General features: G+C 45.8%; 8 protein-coding genes and 1 pseudogene. 3 read left to right on the top strand and 6 right to left on the bottom strand.

Annotation, left to right across the window (positions count from 1 at the left end; all coding sequences use genetic code 11):
* The coding region (locus BMW71_RS23860) for a hypothetical protein (RefSeq protein ID WP_218145591.1) at positions 1-256 on the top strand (256 nt) is incomplete at its 5' end.
* A 410-nt stretch (positions 257-666) separates the two neighbouring features.
* Here BMW71_RS23860 and BMW71_RS24130 read toward each other — a convergent pair.
* Both BMW71_RS24130 and BMW71_RS15385 read right to left on the bottom strand, forming a co-directional pair.
* A pseudogene (locus BMW71_RS24130) lies at positions 667-1,074 on the bottom strand (putative toxin-antitoxin system toxin component, PIN family).
* The gene (locus BMW71_RS15385) at positions 1,046-1,282 is read right to left on the bottom strand and encodes a hypothetical protein (protein WP_092175825.1); all 237 of its coding nucleotides are present in this window, start codon (positions 1,280-1,282) and stop codon (positions 1,046-1,048) included. Before BMW71_RS15385 ends, BMW71_RS24130 begins: the two are co-directional and overlap by 29 nt.
* Before the next feature lie 1,211 nt (positions 1,283-2,493).
* Here BMW71_RS15385 and BMW71_RS15380 point away from each other — a divergent pair.
* Together BMW71_RS15380 and BMW71_RS15375 are read left to right on the top strand one after the other, a co-directional pair.
* Entirely contained in the window at positions 2,494-2,676 is a 183-nt protein-coding gene (locus BMW71_RS15380) for a hypothetical protein (protein ID WP_092175823.1), read from the top strand.
* Positions 2,664-2,981, top strand: a complete 318-nt coding sequence (locus BMW71_RS15375) for a type II toxin-antitoxin system RelE/ParE family toxin (RefSeq protein ID WP_092175821.1) — start codon at positions 2,664-2,666, stop codon at positions 2,979-2,981. The genes BMW71_RS15380 and BMW71_RS15375 overlap by 13 nt, the downstream gene beginning before the upstream one ends.
* Positions 2,982-4,413: 1,432 nt before the next feature.
* Here the strand turns inward: BMW71_RS15375 and BMW71_RS15365 are convergent.
* The 4 genes from BMW71_RS15365 to BMW71_RS15350 all read right to left on the bottom strand — a co-directional run bounded on the left by BMW71_RS15365 (position 4,414) and on the right by BMW71_RS15350 (position 9,669).
* Positions 4,414-5,328: a VHS/ENTH/ANTH domain-containing protein gene (locus BMW71_RS15365; RefSeq protein ID WP_143057640.1), complete on the bottom strand. Its 915-nt coding sequence runs from the start codon at positions 5,326-5,328 to the stop codon at positions 4,414-4,416.
* Between the two features lie 17 nt (positions 5,329-5,345).
* The gene (locus BMW71_RS15360) at positions 5,346-6,677 is read right to left on the bottom strand and encodes an MBOAT family O-acyltransferase (RefSeq protein WP_244891188.1); all 1,332 of its coding nucleotides are present in this window, start codon (positions 6,675-6,677) and stop codon (positions 5,346-5,348) included.
* A gap of 1,334 nt (positions 6,678-8,011) precedes the next feature.
* A complete protein-coding gene (locus BMW71_RS15355; RefSeq protein WP_092175810.1) occupies positions 8,012-8,926 on the bottom strand; it encodes an NAD-dependent epimerase/dehydratase family protein in 915 nt (304 codons plus the stop codon).
* Positions 8,923-9,669 carry a glycosyltransferase family 2 protein gene (locus BMW71_RS15350; protein WP_092175808.1) on the bottom strand — a complete coding sequence of 249 codons (747 nt, stop codon included), beginning with the start codon at positions 9,667-9,669 and terminating at the stop codon, positions 8,923-8,925. Before BMW71_RS15350 ends, BMW71_RS15355 begins: the two co-directional genes overlap by 4 nt.
* Positions 9,670-9,702 lie beyond the last annotated feature (33 nt).

Here is a 9,702-nt window from a genome sequence, read left to right as displayed (position 1 = left end):
ATCGCTGAAGGATCGGATACGGGCACCGAACCCCGACAGGGGTGAAACGATGCTAGCCCCGGGTAAGCCGAGGGACGAGGCGCAGCCCGGGGTCAAGCAAACACCTCGTTTCGTGCATTGGCTAAAGAACTGGCTACCAATGGTACAAACATTCCGCCAATGCCGAGTCACGTATCGGACCACCCCCCGGGCCCCCTCCATAAACAAGGAGGGGGAGGGATTATCGAGTACGATTTTAACCCTTAACCACCCCTAATGAATCTAATTCCACCTCTACTGCCTATTTGCCCATAACTCCAACTCAACCCGTACCGAATCCTATTAACCCTTAACAACCTCGACTGAACCGAATTCCACCGCTCCTGCCTGGTTGCCCATAACTACAAATCAACCCGTACCGAGCCAATTAACCCTTAACCGCCACCCCTAAAGCCAATACCCGCTACAAATGCAGAAAGGCCAAACCCTAAAGCCCAGCCCCTATCGAACCCTATTAACCACCATGTCTGAACCCCAATCCAGCTGCACTGCTGCCAAAAAAATCTGTGCCAATCTGTGGCCATCTGTGGTGAATCAATAAACTTTTACCCCTGGACCTGTGCTCATAAATTTTGATTTCGACCTATAGACTTATCCAATATGAGCTTGCTTTTCAAAAAAAAGTTACTAGTTAAAGTGTTCCCTAAATTGTTTAAAAGATACAACCTTTAAGTTATCGACGTTTAGGTCCAATAATAATTTGTCTCCTGTTACAAGAAAATCGGATTGTGATTGTATGGCCAAATCAAACAAAAAATTATCTTTTTTATCTGGACACTCCTGGAAAATTGTCGAAATGGAAATAATGGTCGTCAAATTACGAATAAAATTTTAATAAAAATCTGGTTTAAAATGGAGTACCTTTGTAAATTTATCTCTAGACAAAACTTCTTCTAATTCTTCTTCAAGCTCATTACAAGAAAACACTATTAAATTGTGGTCTAAAATGAGTTTTGTAATCTCATCTAATTTTCGTCCTATAATGTAGCTGACCCAGATATTAGTATCAAGGATTATCCTTCTTCCGTTCCTCATACCGGGATTTTCTTACTGAACTGCAAGATTCGACAATTTCTGCTAATGAGATATTATTTTTTTGCACGGATTTATTCAGCCACTTAGCCTGAGTCATCATCAATTCTTGTTTATCCGCAACCCTCAAATCCATTCCCAGCTTTTTTGCAATATCCAAAAGGAGCTTCAGATCATCCTCGGAAGTACTATTTAAAATCAATGTTTCCATCTTTTGATTTACATTTTTGCCAGATTGCCTGTTTAATCTATTTCTCTACCAAAGTAACGAATTAGTAGAACAAAAGATTTAAATGATCTATGGTTTTTGATTTTTTTGAATGATGTGGACTTCGACAGGCTCAGCCCACGAAGGCGTGTCTGTAGTAGCCGATGCCTGAGCTTATCGAAGGCGAAGGCGGAGGCGAAGGCATGGTTCGATGATGGGATGGTGTCCGGCCTGGGCTTCGACAGGCTCAGCCCACGGGAACGTGTCCGTCCTGGCTGCCTGGGCTTCGACAGGCTCAGCCCACGAAGGCGTGTCTGTAGTAGCCGATGCCTGAGCCGATGCCTGAGCTTGTCGAAGGCGGAGGCGGAGGCGAAGGCATGGTTCGATGATGGGATGATTTGGGCTTCGACAGGCTCAGCCCACAGAAACGTCTGGGCTTTCGACAGGCTCAGCCTTCGGGGATGCTTTCGGTTTAATGGGTTAACTGGTTAATCGCTGAAGGATCGGATACGGGCACCGAACCCCGACAGGGGTGAAACGATGCTAGCCCCGGGTAAGCCGAGGGACGAGGCGCAGCCCGGGGTCAGGTAAATACCTCAGTTGCCGCATTGGCTAAAGAGCCGATTACTACTGGTACAAACATTCCGCCAATGCCGAGCCTAAGTTCGAGACCACCCCCCTGCCCCCCTCCTTAAACAAGGCGGGGGAGTAGCGCCACGAACACGATGCTAACTCGCAACCACAAGGAATGAATCCAATACCTGATATCCTGCCAGAAAGCCGATCACTACACCCCAGCCGGACAAAATGCTGCCTTAACCACCACACCTGAACCGAAAACCACCGCTCCTGCCTAGTAGCCCAAAACTAAACCTCAGCCCCTTGGGAGCCATTTTAACCACCACGGCTGGTGCTACACCGCCCCAAATGCAAAAAAGACCAGACCCAAAAGCCCAGCCCGTATCGAACCCTATTAACCACCCCGACTGAATCCAAGACCACCGCTCCTGAATCCAATGCCGCCCCAAATGCGAAAAGCCCTAACCCCAAAGTCCAGCCGGCACATAGGCGGTTAACCCTTTTTGAAGCCAAAATGCATCAACCCTCTGGGAACCTAAAAATATACATCTTCAACTGATCAGGGATCCCTAACGTTGTGACCATATGATGACTTTCAAAATTGATTCATTATCTTTGATAAAAAAATAATTACCATGATAACCAAGACTCAGATTATCAATTCCCTGGACCAATTACCTGAGCAACTAACGATTGATCAGGTAGTAGACCATTTGATTTTTCTTGAAAACGTCCAAAAAGGTCTTGATGATTCCGTGAATGGGCGGATAAATACCAAAGAAGAGGCAAGAGAAAAACTCAATAAATGGGTAAAGTAATCTGGACCGATACTGCCATCTTTGATTTAAACGAAATCGGAGAATATATCTCAAAAGATTCTGAAAGGTATGCACAATTAACAGTAGAAAGACTATTTAATGCGGTTGACATACTTGAAGAACAGCCACGAATAGGAAAAATGGTTCCTGAATTCCAAAACGATAAATTAAGGGAACTTATCCGATTAAACTATAGAATCGTTTATCATTTAGTTGATACCAATCGTATCGATATTATTACTGTTCATCGATGCGAAAGGTTAGTTAGAAATGCCTTTGACTTTCCGGATTTTGATACGGAATAGTCAGTAAACGAAAATGGTCCTCCCATATACTAGCCCCGGGTCAGCCGAGGCACGAGGCACGGCCCGGGGTCAGGGAAACATCTCGGTTGCTGCATTGGCTATACTACTGGTAGAAACTTGCCGCCAATGCCAAGCCACGTTTGGGACCAACCCCCTTCCCCCCTCCTTGACCACCCCCCGGGCCCCCTCCTTAAACAAGGAGGGGGAGGGATTATCGAGTACGATTTTAACCCTTATCCACCCCGAATGAATCTAATTCCACCTCTACTGCCTATTTGCCCATAACTACAAATCAACTCGTACCGAGCCAATTAACCCTTAACCACCGCCCCTGAATCCAATGCCGCCCCAAATGCAGAAAGGCCAAACCCTAAAGCCCAGCCCGTATCGAACCCTATTAACCACCACGCCTGAACCTCATACCACCGCTCCTGCCTATTTCCCCATAACTCCAGATCAAGCCGTACCGAGCCCTATTAACCCTTAACCACCACGGCTGAATCTAATACCGCCTCTCCTGCCCATTTGCCCGAAACTACAACTCCACCCGTTCCGAACCATTTAACCCTTAACCACCACGCCTGAAGCCAATACCCGCTACAAATGCAGAAAGGCCAAACCCTAAAGCCCAGCCCCTATCGAACCCTATTAACCACCATGTCTGAACCCCAATCCAGCGGCACTGTTGCCAAAAAAATCTGTGTTAATCTGTGGCCATCTGTGGTGAATCAGTAAGCGATTAAACATAGCAACCACGCTTGAACCCAAAACCAGACCCAAATGCAGAAAGGCCAGACCCTAAAGTGTCACCTGGCTTTAGGAAAAGGGCATGGCAGAACATAGGTTGTACTCCTTGTTTTAACGCCAATTCCTTTCGTACTTTATTCACTACGCTGCTCAGGACAGGCTTGATCCAAAAGTACCAAAAGATCAAGGCACAAAAATCCTTCCCCCGCTAACCTCCCGCACACCTCCTGACTCCCGTCAGGACAGGCCACTGACTATCGTCAGGACAGGCCACTGACTCTCGTCAGGACAGGCTCCGTTTTGTGCCGGCCTGCCCGCTTCTTTCAATCGTAGACGTTCGATCAAAATTAGCGGATGCTTCGAAAATTGGTACTACTGGTATAAACTTTCCGCCAATGCAGGCCCTCGTATGGGACCACCCCCCTGCCCCACTCCTTAAACAAGGCGGGGGAGGAGAGCCACGAACACGGTGCTACCCCTTCGATACGGCTGAAGCCGCATCCGAAGATCCTGCCACAAAGTCGATCACTACCCCTCAGCCATGAAAAATAGCCCCTTTTTATTCTCTAAGAAGACCTAAATAAATAGCTAGTTTTTTTCGGACGAATTTTACGTGACCACGGTTACTCCCTTTTGTTTTGATATTTATCCGCTAAAAACCCATTATTTTTTTCGCAGTCCAGAATTACTTACTATGCTTATTTATGGAAACAATTAATTCCAGTTCCCGATTGAGGAGCTCCGATAGTTTTTTTGCGCCTGTTCCATTCAGATGAGTGGCATTTCGGAAATCCGCGTCAGTAAATCTCGGATCATCAAGGAAGTCCCGGTAAAAAACATGGTCTTCCTCCACTAAACGCTCTACCATTTGATAGGTCAGGTTTAGTTGCTTTTCGTCGAGCCGAGACCTGTACTGATTTGACATGGGACTGGAATAAAATAGCACCACGATATCTCTTGCTTTTGCTTCGTGGATGAACTCCTGCAGGCACTTCAGATTTTCCTGCATCATCGATAGGTCGAGTTGGCTGTGTAGGGTGGCATCCCGTACACCTGAGGTTTTTAGGTCTTCCACGTATCCTTCTTTTATGTAGAATCCGCTGGAATCCGAAAAAACAAATGATTTACCTTGCAGGTAGTGTTTATAAACTCGTATCACGTTGGTTTTGAACCGAACGCTGAGAATTTCTGAGTAATGCTTCGGATCAAAGGTTGTCCTGAGCCCGTAATAAAGATGATAATTTTTCATCCGCCAATCATCCGAAGATGTAGAAGTCCTAAAAATCAAGCTTGGATAATCGATCGGAAGCAGAATGGCTTTTAAGTTACTTAGATGCGAGCTAAACCTTCTGAATAATGCCAGGTCTATATCCACCGATTGGGCAGCATGCCCGGCGTTAAAAGTACGGAGGGTAAAAAACGCTGGATTAACTCCCTCCCAGGCATGGCTGGTTCCCAGTACCAAAACAGCAATATCGTCGGCACCCGATTCGATCATTTTTCGTTTAAACAGATAGTCGTTTGGGATCGAGCGAATCAATAGTTCCAGCAGCAATCCAGATACCAGGAGGGGAAAAAGAAACGAATAAAGCTTTGTCAAGAACTTTTTCATCGGCATCAAAAGTCAAAATAAATAAATTCCTGCTTTTGATTAGCAAACCAAAAAATGAAGAAAGTCAGGGAATAATACGTTAACATGCGATAGGATTTGTGCCAATTAGTCATCCACTCCAGCGCATGTTTTCCCCTTCGCCCTTTCCATTCAACAATAAAAAAGAAAATAATAAACGATGCGTAAAAAATATTCTGATCGTTGATTAGATCGGGCCTGTCAAATAGGGTTCGTGAAAAAATCTTCGAAAAAATGGCAAAGGCTTGCTGCAGGGTTTCGGACCGAAAGAAAACAACGGAGAAAACCGTTAGCAAAAAGCAAAAAACCATTTGGGGGGCTTCTCTTAATTCGGGGATCGGCGATCGGCGATTTCTTCGCACACCTCGGCTTAGGTGTGTGGGTAGGAAATAAATTGCATGGAGAAATCCCCAAAACAAGAAGGTCCAATTCGCACCGTGCCAAAAGCCTACCAATACAAATACGATGAATACGTTGGTTATTTTTGTCCAGGTAGTGACCGCTCGCGCCTTCGCAAGGGGGATGTAGACGTAGTCTCTAAACCAGGTGGTAAGCGAAATATGCCATTTTCTCCAACCTTCCCCAAAATCGCGGGAAAAAAAAGGATAATTGAAATTCTGCATCAATCTAAAACCGAATAGTTTTGCCGTACCGATGGCTATATCGGAGTATCCGGAAAAGTCCGCATAGATTTGAATGGTGAATAAAAACGCAGCAATGAATAGGGTACTCCCGTGATGGGAAGCGGGATCCGCGAAAATTTCGTTAACCAGGGGAGCGCAGCGATCTGCAATAGCGATTTTTTTGAACAAACCCCAACCTATTTGACGCATGCCGTCTACTGCTTCGCTATACTGAAACGTTCGTTTAGTTTGAAATTGAGGCAGTAGATTTTTGGCTCGTTCAATGGGGCCTGCTACCAATTGGGGGAAAAAACTAACAAAGGCTGCGAATTCTACCGGGTCGTGGGTAGGCTCAATTTTTCGCTTGTAGATATCAATGGTATAGCTGAGGGTTTGAAAGGTATAAAAACTGATACCTACCGGAAGTACGATATGTAAGGTAGAGACCTCCAAGGGTTTTCCAAAAAGGGAAAAGGCTGCGTGAAAATTCTCAACAAAGAAATTAAAAAATTTAAAAAACCCTAACAAGCCAAGGTTAACAAATATACTTATATAGAGCAATTGCTTCCGGAGTTTAGGGTTTTTAGCACTTCCCAGCGCCTGCCCTACAATAAAATCAACGAAGGTACTTACCGCAATCAGCGTTAGAAATCGCCAATCCCAACAGGCATAGAAAAAATAGCTTGCAGCAACCAAAAAAATGTTTTGGATCCGCAACTGCCTTTGGAATACAAACCAATAGCAGAAAAACACAACCGGCAGAAACAAAGCGAAATCCAGGGAATTGAAAAGCATTGGTAATTCACGTGTATATTATTGGAAGTATACGAGTCCCCATCAGTTGGACCAAAAGTATCAGGTAATAAGTAAAATTAGCACACGTTTTTCAGACAATAAATGGCTTTGGTAGTGTTCCTTGCGCATAACCATTTCCCGGGGAAAGAGGAGATTGTTTTCTTAAATTAGGAACAAACGGGTGCACTAAAAGACCGGTGTAGGGTAGTTTTTTTTGCTGCATTGTAAGAAAAGTTGGTTGATCAGTTAAAGCGATATTATTGATTTATTGCCATTTATTGGTTTATTATCCTAATTGGTTTAAAGTAGAAACTGGATTTAAAATACGGTTTGTCGATTTTACTGCTTCTTTCTAAAAATAAATAATATTATATACAAGTATACTATATAAACTTGTCTATTACAATATCAAAATAGATTTTGCGGTAAATGAATTATCGGACGAGCACTCCTGGTGTCCTGAATTGGCTAACAAGCTGGATACTACTGGTACAAACTTGCCGCCAATGCCCAAGCAGGGTCGGTTCCAGGTTGACACAAATGGCAGGTCAAAGGCTTATGGTATTGGTAAACGCCAATTCCTTTCGTACTTTATTCACTACGCTGCTCGGGACATGCTTTGATCCAAAAGTACCAAACCTACCTATCGGCAGGCAGGAAGGTCAAGATCAAGACAAAAAAATCCTTCCCCCCGCATACCTCCCGAGCCCTCCTGACTCCCGTCAGGACAGGCCACTGACTATCGTCAGGACAGGCTCCGTTTTTTGTCGGCCTGCCCGCTTCTTTCAATCGTAGACGTTCGATCAAAATTAGCGGATGCTTCGAAAATTGGTTCCTGCAAAAAAGACTAGACCCAAAAGCCCAGCCGATAACGAACCACTTTACCCCTTAACAACCACACCTGAACCCAAAACCACCGCCCCTGCCCATTTGCCCGAAACTACCACTCCACCCGTTCCGAACCATTTAACCCTTAACCACCACGCCTGAAGCCAATACCCGCTACAAATGCAGAAAGGCCAAACCCTAAAGCCCAGCCCCTATCGAACCCTATTAACCACCACGCCTGAACCCCAATCCAGCGGCACTGCTGCCAAAAAAATCTGTGTTAATCTGTGGCCATCTGTGGTGAATCAGTAAGCGATTAAACATAGCAACCACGCTTGAACCCAAAACCAGACCCAACTGCGAAAAGGCCAGACCCTAAAGTCCAGCCCCCTACGGTGCCAGGTTAACTATTTCAAATACTCCGGCAAAACATCCAGCACCTGCCTGGGTTTCCAGCCTAGTTTTTCCCGGGCGAGGGTGTCGTCGAAGGTGAGGTCGGCCGTGATTTTGGCTACTTTGTCGGAAGTAATCTTAAAATTAGGGCCGAACAAATCCCCTACCCTGCCCAGGCCTTTTGCCAGCCAAAGCGGAATCTCTTTGGGAAGCGGCTTTTCCAATACCCGACAAATGGTCTCTTCCAATTCCCCAAACGACGGGTGGTACCCGTCGGTGAGGTTATAGACCCCGCCTACTTCGGCCAAGGGTGGCAGGATGGCGGGGATATCTTCGGCCAGGACCATGCTTTTCCGGGCGGTGGCCTTGCCGATGCGCAGGTATTTACCGCTCCGGATCCCATTGATCATGGCCCCCAGGTTACCGGGAGGATGGGGGCCAACTACCAGCGGCAGGCGCAGTATACCCAAAACGACTCCTTTTTCCTTCGCCCATTCGTACAGCCATTCCTCCGCCAAGCGTTTGCTTATGGCATAGGGGGTTTTCCCGTCTAGCGATGAGTTTTCGCCTATGCGATTTCCTTCCGATCGGCCGTAGACCGCTACGGTGCTGATAAAAATAAAGGCCTTGGGAAGGGACGGCAGCCGCTCCAGTGCCTGACAGAGGTTTTTGGTGCCTTCCAGGTTTACCTGAAAAAAACGCTGCTCCTCTGCGGTGTTCCCGGGTACCGTATGGGCTTTTCCGGCGGCATGAATGACCGTATGAACGGGAGGCAGTACGGGGATTTCCTGGGATAAATCACAGCCGATAGCATTTGTTGATTTGGTTCCCAGGGTTACCACCACGGAACCACTATCACATAGCTGCGTATGCAACAGCATACCCAGAAATCCGCTCGCCCCCGACAAGAGTACATCGACTTCCTTCATAGGTATTGTTTTAATTTCGGAAGAATTCGCTTAAGCGTATAAAATGGAGAGACCGGAACCCCATTCGTCGTAAACGCCCGGTAACATTCGATATTTTGCGCCAATATATTTTTCAGGTTCTTACTGGTTGCCCCGCCCAATCGCATCTTGATCAAGGGACGATTCAGGTAAGCGCTGTTAATGGTATGTTTTTCAAAAATGCGGCACATAAATTCAAAATCTGCGGCCAACTTAAAATCCAAATTAAACGACCCATATTTTTCGTATACGGAACGTTTTAAAAACAGCGTAGGATGGGCTGGGTGCCATCCGTTGGCAAAGGATCCTTTGGTGAATTCACCCGTTTTCCAATGCCTAACGACCTTATCCGTATTTTCCGCATCCACATAAAACAACTCCCCGTGCACCGCATCAAGCTCTGCGCGCCGCTGAAAAATTGCCATTACATCGGACACTACCCGGTCATCGATATAAAAATCATCCGAGTTAATCAGGCCAATCACATCGCCTGTGGCCATGCGAATCCCCTTGTTCATGGCATCGTACAAGCCGCTATCCGGCTCGGAAATCCATTTGGAAATATTCGCCGAATTTTCCTGAATAAGGTCCAATGTCCCGTCCGTAGAACCTCCATCGACAACGATATACTCTATCAAGGGATAGTCTTGATTACGAACAGAAGCAAACGTATCCACTAAAGTATTAGCGGAATTAAAAGTGACAGTTATAATACTTGTTTTCAAGATTCTGTTAAATAAATTAATGAGGAATTAAAA

This window comes from Cyclobacterium xiamenense (assembly GCF_900109255.1).
GTDB classification, from domain to species: Bacteria; Bacteroidota; Bacteroidia; order Cytophagales; family Cyclobacteriaceae; genus Cyclobacterium; species Cyclobacterium xiamenense.
Note: the sequence above shows the minus strand (reverse complement) of the source record. Positions and strands in the feature narration are given on the sequence as shown.